The organism is Streptomyces sp. ADMS (assembly GCF_033441795.1).
In the GTDB taxonomy this organism is placed as follows: domain Bacteria; phylum Actinomycetota; class Actinomycetes; order Streptomycetales; family Streptomycetaceae; genus Streptomyces.
Genome location: NZ_JAVFVX010000007.1, coordinates 119,533 through 135,709, shown reverse-complemented (window position 1 = coordinate 135,709; position 16,177 = coordinate 119,533). Strand labels below are relative to the sequence as shown.

The 16,177-nt window shown below is 71.0% G+C and carries 15 protein-coding genes and 1 pseudogene; 6 read left to right on the top strand and 10 right to left on the bottom strand.

The annotated features are described in order from the left end of the window. Window positions 1–139: 139 nt before the first annotated feature. The 7 genes from RB628_RS05395 to RB628_RS05365 form a co-directional block, all read right to left on the bottom strand. Window positions 140–919: a TIGR03943 family putative permease subunit gene (locus RB628_RS05395; protein ID WP_318319106.1), complete on the bottom strand. Its 780-nt coding sequence runs from the start codon at window positions 917–919 to the stop codon at window positions 140–142. Then, window positions 916–1,941: a permease gene (locus RB628_RS05390; protein WP_318319105.1), complete on the bottom strand. Its 1,026-nt coding sequence runs from the start codon at window positions 1,939–1,941 to the stop codon at window positions 916–918. The genes RB628_RS05395 and RB628_RS05390 overlap by 4 nt, the downstream gene beginning before the upstream one ends. A 79-nt stretch (window positions 1,942–2,020) precedes the next feature. Beyond that, on the bottom strand, window positions 2,021–3,364 hold the full coding sequence (locus RB628_RS05385) for a helix-turn-helix domain-containing protein (protein WP_318319104.1): 1,344 nt from the start codon (window positions 3,362–3,364) through the stop codon (window positions 2,021–2,023). Between the two features lie 306 nt (window positions 3,365–3,670). Beyond that, on the bottom strand, window positions 3,671–4,225 hold the full coding sequence (locus RB628_RS05380; protein ID WP_318319126.1) for a Uma2 family endonuclease: 555 nt from the start codon (window positions 4,223–4,225) through the stop codon (window positions 3,671–3,673). Window positions 4,226–4,454: 229 nt separating this feature from the next. Continuing rightward, the gene (locus RB628_RS05375; protein WP_318319103.1) at window positions 4,455–5,969 is read right to left on the bottom strand and encodes an NCS1 family nucleobase:cation symporter-1; all 1,515 of its coding nucleotides are present in this window, start codon (window positions 5,967–5,969) and stop codon (window positions 4,455–4,457) included. Between the two features lie 257 nt (window positions 5,970–6,226). Beyond that, window positions 6,227–6,496, bottom strand: a complete 270-nt coding sequence (locus RB628_RS05370; protein ID WP_318319102.1) for a DUF397 domain-containing protein — start codon at window positions 6,494–6,496, stop codon at window positions 6,227–6,229. After that, window positions 6,456–7,304 carry a helix-turn-helix transcriptional regulator gene (locus RB628_RS05365; protein WP_318319101.1) on the bottom strand — a complete coding sequence of 283 codons (849 nt, stop codon included), beginning with the start codon at window positions 7,302–7,304 and terminating at the stop codon, window positions 6,456–6,458. The genes RB628_RS05370 and RB628_RS05365 overlap by 41 nt, the downstream gene beginning before the upstream one ends. An 83-nt stretch (window positions 7,305–7,387) precedes the next feature. Here RB628_RS05365 and RB628_RS05360 point away from each other — a divergent pair, with 83 nt between their 5' ends. The 4 genes and pseudogenes from RB628_RS05360 to RB628_RS42520 all read left to right on the top strand — a co-directional run. Next, window positions 7,388–7,519 carry a hypothetical protein gene (locus tag RB628_RS05360; RefSeq protein WP_318319100.1) on the top strand — a complete coding sequence of 44 codons (132 nt, stop codon included), beginning with the start codon at window positions 7,388–7,390 and terminating at the stop codon, window positions 7,517–7,519. 3 nt (window positions 7,520–7,522) lie between these two features. After that, a complete protein-coding gene (locus tag RB628_RS05355) occupies window positions 7,523–7,828 on the top strand; it encodes an ATP-binding protein (RefSeq protein WP_318319099.1) in 306 nt (101 codons plus the stop codon). Between the two features lie 57 nt (window positions 7,829–7,885). Then, window positions 7,886–8,197, top strand: a complete 312-nt coding sequence (locus tag RB628_RS05350; protein ID WP_318319098.1) for a DUF6401 family natural product biosynthesis protein — start codon at window positions 7,886–7,888, stop codon at window positions 8,195–8,197. A 3-nt stretch (window positions 8,198–8,200) separates the two neighbouring features. Continuing rightward, window positions 8,201–8,299 (top strand): annotated as a pseudogene (locus tag RB628_RS42520) (hypothetical protein); the annotation flags it as partial. Here RB628_RS42520 and RB628_RS05345 read toward each other — a convergent pair. After that, window positions 8,292–12,050, bottom strand: coding sequence for a hypothetical protein (locus RB628_RS05345; protein WP_318319097.1), 3,759 nt, complete (start codon window positions 12,048–12,050; stop codon window positions 8,292–8,294). The pseudogene RB628_RS42520 and the gene RB628_RS05345 sit on opposite strands and share 8 nt — an antisense overlap. A gap of 247 nt (window positions 12,051–12,297) precedes the next feature. Between RB628_RS05345 and RB628_RS05340 the strand changes: the two genes are divergently transcribed. Beyond that, on the top strand, window positions 12,298–13,077 hold the full coding sequence (locus RB628_RS05340) for an NPP1 family protein (protein WP_318319096.1): 780 nt from the start codon (window positions 12,298–12,300) through the stop codon (window positions 13,075–13,077). Window positions 13,078–13,184: 107 nt separating this feature from the next. Here the strand turns inward: RB628_RS05340 and RB628_RS05335 are convergent, their stop codons facing one another. Continuing rightward, window positions 13,185–14,003, bottom strand: a complete 819-nt coding sequence (locus RB628_RS05335) for a mechanosensitive ion channel family protein (RefSeq protein ID WP_318319095.1) — start codon at window positions 14,001–14,003, stop codon at window positions 13,185–13,187. Window positions 14,004–14,139: 136 nt separating this feature from the next. Between RB628_RS05335 and RB628_RS05330 the strand changes: the two genes are divergently transcribed. Continuing rightward, entirely contained in the window at window positions 14,140–15,384 is a 1,245-nt protein-coding gene (locus RB628_RS05330; protein ID WP_318319094.1) for an amidohydrolase, read from the top strand. A 106-nt stretch (window positions 15,385–15,490) separates the two neighbouring features. On the opposite strand, the gene RB628_RS05325 is transcribed toward RB628_RS05330, so the two are convergent. Next, the gene (locus RB628_RS05325) at window positions 15,491–15,967 is read right to left on the bottom strand and encodes a hypothetical protein (protein WP_412180594.1); all 477 of its coding nucleotides are present in this window, start codon (window positions 15,965–15,967) and stop codon (window positions 15,491–15,493) included. Window positions 15,968–16,177 lie beyond the last annotated feature (210 nt).

Below are 16,177 nucleotides of genomic sequence, written 5' to 3'. Positions count from 1 at the left end.
AGCCATCAATGGCCCCAAATAGCAGGAATGGAGCTTCTGTCGGCTGTTTCCAGGAGGTCCCGAAGGCCTCCCGGAACAGCGTCCTCCCCTGGTCCGTTCCTTTCCCCACGGCTCACCGCCGCTCGGTTCCGGGCGAACGTCACCGCTTCTCGTACGGATTCGCCGGCGCCGCGATCTTCTTCACGGACCCCGCGTCCAGCACCGGCGGCCACGCCGCGTCCGACCCCAGCCTCCCCTTCGGCACCCACGTTCCGGTGACCGTGACCCAGGTGTCCGTGACCGGGGCGTCGGCGTCGCGTATCTCGACCTTGCTCGTCGTGGCGTCGGCCGCGCAGCAGGAGACGAGGAGGCGGGTGACGTACCAGGTGCCGTCGTCCCCGTGGGTGACGAAGCCGGTCAGGCGGACGGTACGGCCTTTCAGGGACGCTCCGCTGTCGAAGATCGCGCGCGAGCCGAACTCGCCGATCGTCAGCTCCAGCGGATTCCCGGCGGGCAGCGCGGGGAAGGTACCCACGCCCTGCGCGGCCCGCTGAGCCGCCTCCCGGTCCGCGCTGTACGAGCCCAGGGCGGGCGGCGGGAAGAGGAGCAGCGCGAGGGCGGGGAGGGTGAGCAGCCAGGCGACCCGGGGCCCGTGAGCGTGACTGTGCCCGTGGTCGTCGTGGTCGGGCGCCTGGTCATCGCACCCCCGGCCATCGTGACCGCACCCCCCGTCACCGCACCCCCGGTCACGGTCGTCCTCGTCGCGGCGCCGTGCCACGACGGCCAGCGCCCCCAGCACGACCAGCGCCACCCCGGACACCACCAGGTACGGCCGCAGCCCCTCCTGCACGTACCTCAGATACAGCTCGCTGAACAGCGCGATCCTCAGCACCGCCCCGCCCGTCAGCAGCAACAGCACCGCAGGCCCGTACCGCCTCACAGCAGCCACCCCCCGACGACCACGCTGCTCGTCACCGCGACCACCCATGTCACCGACGAGAACCGGACGGCGAAGGACCGTCCGAAAGTGCCAGCCTGGAGGGCGATCAGCTTGAGGTCGACCATCGGGCCGACCACCATGAAGGCGAGCCGGGCCGTCGGCGAGAAGCCGCTCAGCGACGCGGCCACGAAGGCGTCCGCCTCGCTGCACACGCACAGCACCACCGCCAGTACGGCGAGCAGCAGCACCGACAGCCACGCCGAGCCGGTGAACACGTCGAGCACGGACCTCGGTACGACGATGTTGAAGGTCGCCGCCGCCCCCGCGCCCACCACCAGGAAGCCGCCCGCGTGCAGGAAGTCGTGCTGCAGCCCGGGCAGGAACGCGCGCCAGCCGGAGGACGAGGACCCGCTCGCCGACGTCGGCTTCCGCAGCCACTCCTCCCGCCCGAACCGCGCCCACAGCCAGCCCATGACCACCGCCGTGGCCAGGGAGGCCACCAGCCGCCCGAGCACCATCTGTGGCTGCCCGGGGAAGGCGATGGAGGTCGCCACCAGCACCACGGGGTTGATCGCCGGGGCGGAGAGCAGGAACGCGAGCGCCGCGGCCGGGGCCACCCCGCGCCGCATCAGACTCCCCGCCACCGGCACGGACGCGCACTCACACCCCGGCAGGACGACCCCCGCCGCGCCCGCGATCGGCACGGCGAGCGCCTGGTTGCGCGGCAGCAGCCGGGTGAACACCTTCTCCGGTACGAACGCCCCGATCGCCGCCGACACCACCGTGCCCAGCAGCAGGAAGGGCACCCCCTGCACCACGATCGCCGTGAACACCGTCCACCAGGCGGCCACGGCAGGCGTGTACAGGTCCAGGGCGAGGGTCGGCCCGAGTACGGAGGCGACGGTCACGATCGCGATCAGCGCGATGCCGCCGACCACGGCGTACACGAACGCGCGTACGACGAGTCGCAGCCCGTCGGCCACACTCCGACCGCCGTCGTATCCGCTGTGCTCGCTGTCCACGCGTTCGTACCGTCCCGCTCAGGTGTTCACAGGTCCGGCCGAAGGGTAACCGCCCGCACTGTGCGCCACCCACGGTTGCTCAGAGAGGAGGCTGTGCGGGCGCCGGGCCGAGGGTGGTGGTCCCCGGGGCCGTACGGTGGCCCAGTCCCGTCCGGTAGGCGTCGAGCGCGGCCTCGACCCGCCCGGTCCGGCGCAGCAGATCACCGAGCAGCCGGCACAGGTCGGCGAGGTCTCCTGCGGCGCCCGCGCGCTCCAGGACGCTGAGGGCGCGTACGTAGTGCTCCTCCGCCCGCTCGGTGTCCCGGGCGTCCTCGGCGATGATGCCGAGCAGCCGGTGGGCGGCCGCCGAGTGCATGGCACCGCGCTCCGACGAGAAATCCCCGAGTACGTCCTGCAGCAGCGCCGCCGCCTCCTCGGACTTGCCGCGCCGGTGCAGTACGTCGGCCAGCTCGACCGTGACCTGGCTGCTGTAGAGCGCGGCGCGCTTGGCGGACAGCATGGCCTGCGCTTCCCTCAACTCGGCCTCCGCGCTGGCGAGTTCGCCCTGCTGGGCGTACAGATACCCGCGCATCCAGTGGCAGTTGGCCAGCTCGGTACGGATCTGCAGCTGCCGGTACAGGTCGGCGGCCTTGCCCAGCGAGGCGTCGGCCTCCGCGTACCGCCCCTCGGCGAGCATCGTCCGGGCCACCTGCCGGTGCATACGGGCGACCAGCGCCGGATCGCGCACCTGCGGGGCGAGCGCGAGGGCGAGTTCGGCCGCCTGGGCCGCACGGGCGTGGGCGCCCATGTCCATGTAGGGGGCGATGGAGCTGGCGTAGAGGGGCAGCAGCGCGTCCGGATCGTGCAGCCCACCGCGGTTCAGCTCGTCGATCGTGGACTCAAGGAGGTATACGGAGTAACGGAGTTCACCGGCGAGGTAATGAGCGACAGCCCGCCCACGCAGGGCAGGCACCCGCCCTGTCAGCGGCTCGTCGGCGAGACAGCGCTCGGCCAGCTCGAAGTACTCCTGGGCGGCCGCGAGATCCCCGGTCTCCACCCCGCACTCCCCGAGCCCGAGCAGCGCGGTCGCCTCTTCCGCCACCAGCCCGAGCCGCGCGGCCTCGTCCCTCAACTCCCCGTACCGCTTGGCCGCCGCCTCGGTCTCGCCGGTGGCGAGGGTGCGCTGGGCGTCGGTGAGGCGTAGCCGAAGACCCGTCGCGAGGTGGGCCGGACGCCCGGTCACCAGCTCCTCGTACGCCACCCCGAGTCGCTCGGCGATGTGCCGCAGAGCCTCGTCGGAGGCCCGCACGCGGCCTGCCTCCAGGGTGGAGATGTAGGCGGGGGTGTAGGCGGGCTCCGCCAACTGCTTCTGGGTCAGCCCCTGCTCGATGCGCAGCCGCTGCACCCTGCGCCCGATGACTTCCGGGTCGTCCCGCTCCGCCATCGGCCAACTCCCTTGCACCTACTTGCCGTTGAGGTCAGTCAACCCCTACGTTAAGCCCCGGGTTAAACGTGCTTAATACGTCGCTGTTGTTGCGAGGTTGCCGTGCTCTCACACTTCAGAGCGGTCTGCGCGGCGATCGCCGCCGCCGCCACACTCATCATCGCAGCGAACGCGGGCCCGGCGCGGGCGGCGGAGCCGCACCATGCCGGGCCACTGAGCCAGGAACTGGGCCAGGCTCCGGGTCGGCCGGGGTAGGGAACCGTCAGTTCCAGCGGACCATCAGAACCGCCGGAACCTCGCCCGCGCTCAGAACTCCGCCGTGTCCAGCTCGAACCCCAGGGGCGCGGGCAGGGGCACGGTCAGGCCCAGTTTGTGCTTCAGGCTCTTGGCATAGTCGTCGCCCGACGGTTCGGAGTACACCAGCACCTCGCCCTCCTCCCGGTCGATCAGCAGGTAGACGGGGATGTCGGCACGGGCGTAGCCGCGGATCTTCTTGTCACGGTCGCGGGCGGCGGTCGAGGTGGAGGTGACCTCGGCGACCAGGAGTACGGCCTCCGACCCGTGCCACTCCTCCTCGTCGTCGAAGCTGCCCTTGGGGGCGACGACCAGGTCGGGGATGACATGGCCGGTCTCGGAGGCTCCGGGAACGTTCAGGCCGATGCCGGTATAGCGGCCCAGCCCCTTGTCGTGGTCCCGGACCTGCCCGCTGAGCTCCGACACAATCTCCTCGTGCTCCCCATTCGCCGGTGGCACCACATAGATCTCCCCTTCGACCAGCTCTACGCGCCAGCCCTCAGGGGCAGCCGCACTGAACAGCTCGAAGGCCTGCTCGACGCTCGCGCCGCCCAGGTACTCACGCATACGCCTCTCGTAGCGCTCGCCATCGGGATCATCAGGATCGTCGTACGGACCGTGAATGGCCTCGCCCTGGTAACCCGGCATGATGATCGGCTCCGCCGTCGCCATGTCAGACCTCCTTCGCTCAGCGCGACAGTCCCAGAGTAGACCGGCGACCCGAATACCGAATCCGGAACCATTCACTCGAACGAGAGTGCTGTCACGTTTCCGCAGGCCGCCGGCCCCTTCCTTCTCAAGCCGCAGGCGTCCCCGACCGCTGCCGACCCATCAGCGGGCTCTTGCCCCCGCTCACCCCGAAGTAGATCGTCCCGGCGACCAGCACCCCGATGAACCACGAGTACGGTCCCAGCGCCGCCCCGTACCCCGCGGGCCCGTACGTCGGGAGGATGCTGGAGAAGATCGCGCCGACTGCCGCCGCCGCGAAGGCGCGTACGTTCCAGCCGCCCTGGAAGCGGAACTCGCCGTCCTCCCTGTAGAGGTCGGGGACGTTCAGCCGGGCCTTGCGCAGGAGGTAGTAGTCGACGACCACCACGCCGAAGATCGGGCCCATCGTCGAGCCGATGGCGTTGACGAAGCTCGGGGCGTTGTCCCAGGGGTGGAGGGGGTAGAGGAGCAGCGCGATGACCGCCGCGATCAGGCCACCGCGCTTGAACGTGATGTGCTTCGGGGCCACGTTGGCGAAGTCGAAGGCCGGGCTGACGAAGTTGGCGACGACGTTGATGCCCAGGGTCGCCACCGCGAAGGTCAGTGCGGCCAGCAGGACGAGGAACGCGCTGTCGAACTTCGCCGAGATCGCCGCCGGTTCGAGGATGACCTCGCCGTACACCCTGCTCGCGGAGGCCGTTGTCAGCGCCGCCACCAGTGAGAACAGGATCAGGTTGACCGGCAGGCCCCAGACGTTGCCCTTCTTCAGGGTCTTCTCGTCCGGCGTGAAACGGGCGAAGTCACCGAAGTTCAGGAACAGCGCGGCGAAGTACGTCACCCAGGTCGCCGCTATCGCCGCTATCGCGGCGAACGAACCCGGCGTCACGTCCAGGCCGGTCGCGCTCTTCGCCAGCGCCGCCAGATCCTTGGCCGGCATGTCGATGGAGAGGGACAGCGTGCCCGCCTTCACCGACAGGGCCACCGCCAGCACCAGCATCATCAGCCAGACCGCGGGGCCCGCGAAGTCCTGGAACCGGCGGACCGTCTCCATCCCCTTGCTGATGATCAGCAGTTGGGCCGCCCAGACAACCAGGTAGCAGATCACTTCCAGGCCGGTGTGGTCGAAGAGGGTGGTCGTCTCGTGCAGGTCCTTCGGGCCGTCGTAGCGGATCAGGAAGGCGACGATGGCGCCCGCCGCCGCGCTGGTCTGGGCGCCGTACCAGAACGTGGCGACCACGGCCCGGACGAGCGCGGGGACGTTGGCACCGAACGTGCCGAAGGAGGCACGGGCCAGGACGGGGTACGGGACGCCCGTCTGCACGCCCGCCTTTCCGATCAGCGTCATCAGGTAGTAGATGATCAGCGATCCGACGCCGATGCCGATCAGGAACTTGAACGTGTTGCCCGCCACGAGGAACAGGCTGGCGGCGAGGAAGTAGCCGTACAGACTGTGTACGTCCGAGGTCCACACGTTGAAGATGCTGAACGCGCCCCACTTGCGCTCGGTGGCCGGGGCGAGATCCTCGTTGTAGAGGCGGGGGGAGTAGCCCTCCCTGTCCGCGGTCTCCGTATCTCCGCCGGGGTCTCTGGCCGTGTCCGTCATCGCGTTCTCTTCCTGCGCGGGCCGCCACGATGGCGCCGGATGACGTAAAGAGAACGGGCGGGTTGTTTCTCCCAAATGCCGCACACGTAACCGGCCCGTCAATGGAAGTCTTCTTCCACTGAACGAAACGAGGCCGTACCGATAGTCCCCAAGTGCGACTCAAAGGGGCGATGTAGGAATCGGCCGAACCGGGAGGTGCGCGAAGAGGGGTAAAGAGGATCGCTACGTCGGGATGTCCTGGGCGACCCAGCAGCTCGTCATCCTGACCAGCTGACGAACGCGACGAAGGCCTCCGGCGTGAGCGTGAGAGCGCCCAGGTCGGGGGCCTTTGAGTCGCGGATTGCGATGTGGGGGGCGAGGGGGGTTGCGGCTACTTCGACGCAGTCGCCGCCGCTGGTGCCGCTGTACGACGACTTACGCCAGGCTGCGGTGCCGAGGGGGGCGCATTCGACGCACTGCCCGCCCGTGTCGCCGCTGTAGCTGGACTTACGCCACCGCGCGGCCGACAGGTCCTGGTTGATGCCCATACCGTTCCTCCATTACGCGCGCGATCAGCGCCGCCGAGTCGCCAACCGAGAGGGCAGCAGCCTTCAGTTGATCGTAACGGAGGGAGCCTTCCCTGAACTTGCTTGGATCGGCCGTCATATGGCCTTGGACGAAGTCTTCCGTGTAGACGAGGTCCGGATCGCTGTCGAAGCGCAGCAGGTTGAACGCGCCCATCATTCCCGGGTGTTGGCCTGCTCCGAATGGCAGCACCTGAATCTGTGTCCACCCGTCCGCCGAGAAGTCCAACAGGTGGGCGAGTTGCTCTCGCATGACCTCCTGGCCGCCGACCGTCTGGTACAGCACCGCCTCGCTCAGCACCACCCACACCAGCGGCGGGTCCTGGCGCGCTAGGAGCCGCTGACGATCCAGCCTCGCGGCCACGCTCGCGTCGAGATCGTCACCGCCTCGGACACCCAGAACTGCGCGCGCGTACGCCTCCGATTGCAGAAGCCCGTCGATCAACTGAGCCTGGTAAGACGAGATATACGTGGCCCTCGCCTCCATCTCCGCGTATGCCTGAAACCAAGTCGGCAGTTGGCTCCGCAGCACCAACCCCACCAACCGCGATAACTCCCCGTCCGTTCCCAGTGCCGCGTCCACCCGTTCCGCGAACTCCCTGGTCGGGACCTTCCTCGCCGTCTCGACCTGGCCCACCAGTGATCCCGTACAGAAGATGCACGCACCCAACTCCCCCTGGGTGAGGCCCGCTTCCTCTCTCTTCCTCCGTAGCTCGAAGCCGAAGTAGTCCAGCGGAGACGCACTGGGGTCGAGTTCGCGGATGTTGGGCACGGCGGGCCACCTCCAAACCGACGCTTCACATAGCTGGATTCACGAGGTAGCCCAGCGTAACCACGCCACCTCACTCTGGTGACGTGAATCACGCAACTGACGCAACCGACCTGGACGAAAGCCCACTTGGGCCGAGGTACGGCATGAACTTCACCCTCGGTGACCACTCGGCCCGGCACCTGCGGTGCATCCTGCGGGCGTACCTCGACTCCTGAGGCATGCCCGACCTCGCCGACTCGGCCACCCTCGCCCTGACCGAGCTGGTTTCGAACGTCCTACGGCATGTCCCCGACCGGCGTGCCACCGTACTGATGCTGCGGCGACCTGGCGGGGTTCTCGTCGAGGTCACCGACACGGAACCGCGGGGCCCGGAGTTTTCCACAGCTGTGGATGAAGAACGCGAGCGCGGACTCCTGATCGTCGAGGCCGTCACCGACCGCTGGGGCTGGTACAGCCTGCCCACGCATCCCACACGTACCGGAAAGACCGTCTGGTTCGAGTGCGAGAGCAAGGAGCCGGTGTGACGGAAACCATGACATACCCCTCTCCTTCCTCCCCCTTCTCCCACATACCTTGGAGCAATGTCCCCTCTGGCCAGAATCAGCAGCGCGTTCGCGCCCCGCTTCGCGGAGTTCGCGTTCGAGCCTGCCTTCACGGCGGCCGTGGACCAGCACGTCGCCGAGATCAGGGAACGGATCGCGGCCGGCGGCCCCGGGCTCGTCCCCCGCCGGCCGCACCGCGAAGACCTCGCCGACTACGCCCTCGGGTTCCTCGACGCGCTCGACGAACTCGACTGGCGCGAACCCGTCGGGCACGACTACGCGGTGTGCCGCCTCACCGCCATCAGCTGGCTGGCCCATCGGCACGACCTCCTCACCGAGCGCGCCGACTAGGGCGCGTACGCCTTCGCCTTCGACGACGTCGGCAACCACGAGTCGCTGGTCAACGACGGCGCCCCGCGGACGGCGTACATCACCCTCGACCCGTTCAGCTGACGCACACCCCGCGGTACGCCATCTCCGGCACGTACGTCCGCCACTGCTCCCGCGAGAGGTCCGCTCCGGCGCCGGCCCGTGCGCACACCCGGGCGACCGCCCGTTCCGGGTCGACGGCGTACCGCTGGAGCGGGACATGTGCGCTCCCCGCGTACAGCGTGCCGCTGCCGGGGCCGAAGGCGAGGGTGTCGACCGGCTCGCCCGGTGTGGTCAGGGGGCCGCCCAGGGGCTGTTGGGTGGCGATGTCCCAGAGCTGGAGTGTGCCGGTACTGCCCCCGACGGCCAGGGTGGCGCCGTCGGGGCTGACGGCCAGCGCGCTCACCGCTTCCGGTTCCTCACCCAGGGGAGCGGGGAAGACGTTGCGCAGGATGCCCGTACGGTCCCTCAACTCACCGTCCCACAGGGCGACCCTGCCGGTCAGGTCGCCCGCCGCGAGGCGTGAACCGTCGGCGGCGAACGCGAGGGCGCCGATCTGTTCGCCCTGGACGAGGCCCTCTCCGGCGACGTTCCCGGCGGGCAGGCGGGCGCTGCGGTTGTCGCCGACGAGGAGGCCGCCGCCGGGGTGGACGGCCAGGTGGGTGCTGGACAGGCCGGTGAAAACGGTCGCCCGGCGGCCGGTTCCGGTGTCCCACGCCTCGTCGCTCACATCACCCAGGACCGGCAGCCGGGCCGCGTACAGGGTGTCGCCGCCCGGGCCCAGGGCCAGGGCGACCACCGGGGCGACGGCCTCGGGGGCCGCGAGTTCCAGGGTGGCCCGGGCCCGGTCGCGGGCCAGGTCCCAGACCGTGAAGCGCTGCGGGGACGCCTCCCTGCCGGGGGCCGAGACCCCGTACGAGAGCGCCCTGCCGTCGGGGCTGAACGCGAGCAGGGCGACCATGTGTTCCGGAATCACCGGCTCGGCGGGGTCGGCCGACACGGGCGGGGGCGGGGCGGGGAGGGTGCGCAGCAGGCGGCTGTCGGAGGTGGCCCGGAGTTCGAAACGGTGGCGGTCCCCGACGAGTTCGGCGGTGGCGTAGGTACGTGCGTCCGGGCTCACGCGTACCGCCGTCACCGGGGTCTCGCGCCAGCGGGGCGTGACCGCCTTCCCCAGTTCCAGGCAGTGGACGGCGCCGCCTTCGAGGTAGCGCAGGGCGGTCCGGCGGGCAGGGTCCCACGAAAGGCCGTACAGGTGCTGGTTGTCGAGAGGGTGCCGGAACACGGGAGCGGCCGGGTCCGACAGCCTCCACACCCGGATCTCCGCGCCGTCGGCGGTCGCGAGGAACGTGCCGTCCGGGGTGAACGCGGCCCGTTCCGCGCCCGGTTCGTCGAGGTGCGCGACCTCGCGGGCGGACGCCGTGTCCCAGACCCGTACGCCGGACTCCGACAGCGCGGCGAGCCTCCTGCCGTCGGCACCGAACACCAGGGCCGTCCGTTCCGCCTCCTCGCACAGGCCGGCGGTCCGCTCCCACGGGCCGGGCCGGGTGCGGTGACGGGCGATGTCCCAGACCTGCGGGAACCGGCCCCCGGCACAGACGGCGACCAGACGGCCGTCGGCGCTCACGGCCGGGGTCATCAGGCCGCCCGCCACCCGTTCCTCGAACAGCACCCTGCCGTCGGTGACGGACCGCAGGCGTACCCGGTCGTCGTCGATGTCGCTCACGACGTAGCCGCCCGCCGCGATGTCGGTGACGGAGGTGAAGGGGAGGGGGCGCGGGTCGCCGGTCCAGCGGTCGGCGGCCGTGTCCCACAGGCGGATGCCTGCGTCACCGGCGACCGCGAGGACCCGGGCGTCGGGACCTGCCGCGACCACCTCACCGGCCGGGAGCCGGCCGGAGGCGACCGGGCGGGCGTCGACCACGTCCCAGGTCCGCCAGGTACCGCCGTCGACGCTGAGCAGCGTACGGCCGGAGTCGGCGAGGAAACGCGCCGGGCCGTCGCCCGGCGCCGGGTCGGTGAAGACGGCGTGTTCCGACTGGGCGAGGGAACCGAGCAGGGCGCGGCGGGCCTCGGGCAGCGGCGCGATCCGCCAGGCGGCGACGCCCAGCAGCATCGCGGTGCGCGGATCGGTCGTCCGCATCGCGTCGGCGACCTCCGCGACCCGGCGCGCGGCGGTGCCGGTGCGGTGGCGCTCGTTGTCGACGGTCAGGTGCCAGGCGGCGAGCCCGCCCATCAGGGCCACCGCGAGTACGGCGGACAGCGCGGCGACGAGGACGCGGGAGCGCCGGGCGGTACGGGTCGCCGCCCGGCGCTCCGCCTCGCGGGCGGCGAGCGCTGCGGCGAGGAACTCCCGCTCGGTCGGGGTGAGCCGTCCCTGTTCCCCGGCCCGCTCACCGGCGAACAGCTCCTCGGCGCGGGCCAGCCTGCTGCCCCGGACCAGCGCGCCCGGGTCACGGTCGTGCTCCAGCCACAGCCTGGTCTCCTCGGCCAGCCGCCGATGGTGGCGCAGAAACTCCCGGTCCGCCTCGATCCAGTCGCGCAGCCTCGGCCAGCAGGTGATCAGCGCCTCGTGCGCCAGCTGTACGCCCGTCTCGTCGACCGTCACCAGCCGTGCCCGGGCCAGCCGCTCCACCACCACGGGCACCTGGTCGTCGGTGCTCCACTCGGCCAGCTCGGCCCGGGTCAGCGGGCGCCGGGTGTCGGCGCTGCCCTGCCCCGGCTCGACCATCCGCAGCAGCAACTGGCGGGCGCTGCGCGCCTGGGCGGGGGACAGCTGCCCGTACACCTCCTCCGCGCTCGCCGCGATCGCCCCGCGCACCCCGCCCGCCGCCTCGTACGCGGCCAGCGTCAGCATCCGGCCCCGGCGCCGGCGCCAGGTCTCCAGCAGCACGTGCGACAGCATCGGCAGCGCGCCAGGCCGGTCGAGGACCTCCTCGACGATCCGCGCGGTCAGTTCCCGTTCGACCAGGAGCCCGACGGCCGCCGCCGGTCTGGTCACCGCCTCCCGCAGTTCCTCCGCCGTCATCGCCCCGACCAGCAGCCCGGCCCCGCCGAGCGCGTCCGCGAGCTCCCGGTGCTCGGCGCAGCGGGCGTAGAAGTCGGCCCGTACGGACACGAGTACACGCAAACGGGTGTCCGGGTCGCGGGCGGCCAGCAGGAGGCCGAGGAACCGGGCCCGCTCGGCGCGGTCGTGGCACAGGGTGAAGACCTCCTCGAACTGGTCGATCACCACCCAGCTCTCCGGGTCCCCGTGCTTCGGGGCCAGCAGGTGCCCGTACGTCTCGGCGGGCCGCTCCCCGGGGGTGAAGACCCGCAGTACGGCAGGGCCGGGGCGCTCCCCGCCGGCGCTCTCCTGCCGGAGGCGGGGTATCAGCCCGGCCCGCAGCAGCGACGACTTCCCGCTCCCCGACGCCCCGAAGACCACGGCGAACCTGTGCTCCCGCACCAGCCGCAGCAGCTCGCCGACCAGTTCGTCCCGCCCGAAGAACAGCTCCCGGTCGTCCTGCCCGAAGGGGGCCAGCCCCCGGTACGGCGCCGCGGCCTCCCCGTCCTCGTCACGGGCGGCGGACGCCACCTCCGTCTCGGCGTCCTTCCAGCGCGGCTCCCACTCACCCGGGTCGCCCCCGCACGCCCGTACGTACCCCTGGGCCACCGCGAGCGACGGCAGCCGCTCCCCGCGCGCCGCCTCGGACAGCGTCGCCGCGGAGAACCCGGCCGCCTCGGCCATCCGCCGGTACGAGGGCCCGCCCGCCGTCCGCCGCAACTCCCGCAGCTCATGGGCGAACCTCTGTACGGGACCGGCCTGCGGGTCCACAGGTCTCTCGGGACGCCCCATGAACTCCTCCCTCCCCATCCTCATACGGCACAGGAGTCACATCACAGGGAAAAACGGTCCGAGCGGCATACCTGTTCACAAGGAAAACGGACGGGGCGGTGAACACGAACACCCGACGACGGAATTGAACGGCCTGACGAAAGGGGTGCCAGTCAACTTTCCGGCTGCCAGTCTCGGTCCCGCCACGCCGGACGAACGGCACGACCGAGCCGTGTTCCCGGCACGACCAAGTGGAGAGCAACCCGCAATGTCCAAGGCAGCCACGCACACCAGCAGGACGTCCCGTCTCGGCAGGGCCGCGCTCGTCGCGGTCAGCGCCGGCGCACTGACCGTCGGCATCTCGACGAGCGCGTCCGCCGCGATCCTGAACCCCCTGCCGGCGAGCGCCGGCACCTTCCAGAACAAGTACATGCCGCTCTTCGACTACGACTCGGACAGCTGCTTCCCCGCGGCGGCCGTCGACGCCGGCGGAAAGCTCAACGGCGGCCTCAACAACAGTGGGTCGATCACCGGCGGTTGCCGGACCAACCACCTCGGCAAGGCCAACACGTACACGCAGAGCTGGTGCAAGAACGGCTGGTGCGCGTACGTCTACGCGCTCTACTTCGAGAAGGACCAGACGCTGGCCGGCGCCGACGCCTTCGGCCACCGCCACGACTGGGAGTCCGTCGTCGTCTTCCAGAAGCAGGGCGCCGAGCGGCCCAGCTACCTCGCCGCCTCCCGCCACGGCGGCTACAGCACCCACCCGATCAACGAGGTGCCGATGGACGGCAACCGCGTCAAGATCGTCTACCACAAGGACGGCGCGAGCACGCACGCCTTCCGCTTCGCCAAGTGGGGCGAGACCGCGGAGGCCTGGGGCAACGGGGGCTGGGACCGGCCGGGCCTGGTCAGCATGGAGAACATGGCCGCCACGCCGCGCAACGCGCTGTGGAACTCCAAGTGGGGCGCCGCCAACTTCCCGCTGACCGGAAACCTCCAGAGCAACATCAACAAGGCCCGCCCGTCGGCGGTACCCGCGTTCTGACACCCGGCCTGACACCCAGGCCGTCGACAGCAGCCGCCGGTGGGACCAGAACTCCCCCGCCCCGTCCCACCGGCGGCACCACTTGCCGGCCCCGTCGTCCCTCCCGGCTACATGTCGTTCGAACGCGGGGGCAGGTCGCTCCTCTCGCTGCCGCTCTCGCTCCTCTCCCGGACCGGCTGGTTGGCGAGGGCGTCCGCGCGGCCCGCCTGATAGGCGCTGACACTCCCCTTGGCGGTCACGGTCTCCCGCTCGGCCGTCGTCAGCATCCGCTCCCAGCGGTGCCGCATCGGCGCGATCATGCCGCCGCCGAGCCCGACGATCAGGATTCCGGCGACCGTGGCGAGCGCCGCGTACAACACCGGCCGGGTGACGTCGCGGGCGATGCCGGCCTGGCCGAGGGCGGCGATGACGCCCAGCGCCAGGATGCAGCCCCAGACGACGGTGGCGACGGTACGGCCGTACGAGACGGACGAGAGCGCGCCGGCGACGATCCCGCGCACCGCGTTGGCGATGGCCATGGCCACGACGACGAGAACGACCGCGACGATGCCGCGCGGCAGCCAGGCCACGATGTCGTTGATCATCGTGCTGACGGGGTTGGTGCCGAAGACGCCGAGCGCGAGCTGGAGGGTGATCAGCATCAGCGCGTAGTAGACGATCTTGCAGATGATCCCTGTCAGGTCGTACGCGGAATCCTCCAGCAACCGTGCCGTACCGGCCCGTTCGGACATCCGCTCCGAACCGACCTTGCGCAGGACGCGGTCCAGAACACGGGCGATCAGCTTCGACACGAACCAGCCGATGGCCAGGACGATGAGGAACGCGACGAGTTTCGGCACGAACGTGGCGATCTTCGACCAGGCGTCGTCCAGCCCCTGGGTGAAGTCGATGGCGAGACTGGTGGTGCCGTGGGTCGTGGTGACCATGCGTGGTCTTCCTTCGGTAGGTGATCAGGTACTACCAGCCCCCTCCCTCGTGGATACCAGCGGCGGCGGCCGACGGCCGCGAGTGCGCGGCCGAACGAGTGATCCGGTCACCGCGTCGGCGTCATACGCTGCCCTCGTGACCTCTACCGCCGCCCGCACCGCGCTCGATCTCACCGCCGACCTCCCGGTCCCGGCCCTGGAGGACCTCTACCGCGACCTGCACCGCCACCCGGAACTGTCCCTGGCGGAACACCGCACGGCGGGCCTGTTCGCCGAAACCCTGCGGAAGTCGGGATACGAGACGACGGAGGGCGTGGGCGGCACGGGCGTCGTGGGTGTCCTGCGCAACGGCGAGGGCCCGACGGTCCTGCTCCGGGCCGACATGGACGCGCTCCCGGTCACCGAGGAAACCGCCCTCCCGTACTCCTCGACCGTCCCCGGTGTGATGCACGCCTGCGGCCACGACCTGCACGTGACCTGGCTGGCGGGCGCCGCCCAGGCGCTGTCGGCGGGCCGGGACACGTGGAACGGCACGCTGGTGCTGGTAGCCCAGCCCGGCGAGGAGACCGGCGAGGGCGCCCGGGCGATGGTGGCGGACGGCCTGTACGACCGTTTCCCGCGCCCGGACGCGCTGCTGGCGCAACACGCGGCGCCGGGCCCGGTCGGCCTCTACCCGCACATCCCCGGCCTGATCATGTCGGCGTCGACGGACGTCGACGTGATCGTGCACGGCCGAGGGGGCCACGGCTCCCGCCCCGAAACGACGGTCGACCCGGTGGTGACGGCGGCCTACGTCGTCACGCGCCTCCAGACGGTCGTCTCGCGCGAGATCGCGGCCCGCGACTCCGCCGTCCTGACGGTCGGCGTGATCGAGGCGGGCACCCGGCACAACATCATCCCGGCGACGGCCCGTATCGCCCTGAACCTGCGCACCCAGTCAGCCGACGTACGGAACCGGATGCTGGCCGCGATCAGGCGTATCGCCCAGGGCGAGTGCCTGGCGGCGGGCTGCCCGCGCGAGCCCGAGATCCGGGTCGGCGCGACGTTCCCCATGACGGTCAACGACGCGACGCTCGACGAACAGGTGGCCGAGGCCCACCGTGAGGTCTTCGGCGCGGGCACGGTCCTCGACCCCGGCCCGGCGATGGGCAGCGAGGACTTCGCCCACCTGGCGGTGGAGCAACTCCCGTACGCGTACTGGTTCGTGACGACGACACCGGCCGAGGTGTGGGACGCGGCGGAGGGGGGCGACGACCTGATGGCGAAGCTCGCGTCGGTACCGAGCAACCACAGCCCGTTGTTCGCACCGGACCTGTCGACGGTGGCGCCGGGGGTGCGGACGCTGGTGTCGGGGGCACTGACTGTGCTGTCGGCGCCCTGACCGGGCACACGCCGGACGGCCCCGCGCATCCCCAGCTTCTCCAACGGTGGCTCAACCGGGTACGTGCTGAACGGCTCACACCATCCGCAGCATCTCCAACAACCGCTCAACCAGACACACGCTGAACAGCCCGCACCATCCGCAGCCCCTCCAACAACCGCTCGGCATGCCGCAGGGCCCCTTCGCGGCGCCCGGGCACCCGTCGCCGCAACTCGACTACCACCGGCCCGAGTTCACGGGCGTCCGCGCTCTCGCCGAGGCTCGTCCACTGGTGGTGCGCCCGGTCGACGGCCGCCTCGACGGCTGGTGAGTCCGGCGCCTGGCCGGCACGGAGCCGCGTACCGGCGACGGTGAGCCAGGCCCGACAACTCCGGGCCGGATCCCCGGCGAACATCGCGAGATCGGCCCGGACTTCGGTCCAGTGCAGCGCTTGTTCGGAGGCGGGGCCATGATCACGAAACGCGGCCTGCTCCCACTGGGCGGCAAGCGCATCGGCGTCACCGTGCCGGCCGGCCTGAACGGCGGAGGTGATGAAGGAGTGAGGATCACTACCCCTCGCGGGTACGGCTCGACGCGACGCCATGCCGGTCTGTCCCAGGGCTTCTCCGGCGCGGGACGGCGCCGCCTCGGGTCGGAACGGGGCCACTCCGATGCGGGTCGGCGTTTCTTTGGCGGGGAACGGTGTCTCTCCGGGGCGAGACGGCGCCTCTCCGGCGGGGAACAGTGCCCTTTCTACGGGGAACGGCGCCTCCCCGGCGGGAAACAGTGCCCCTTCAGGGCGGAACGGCGCCTC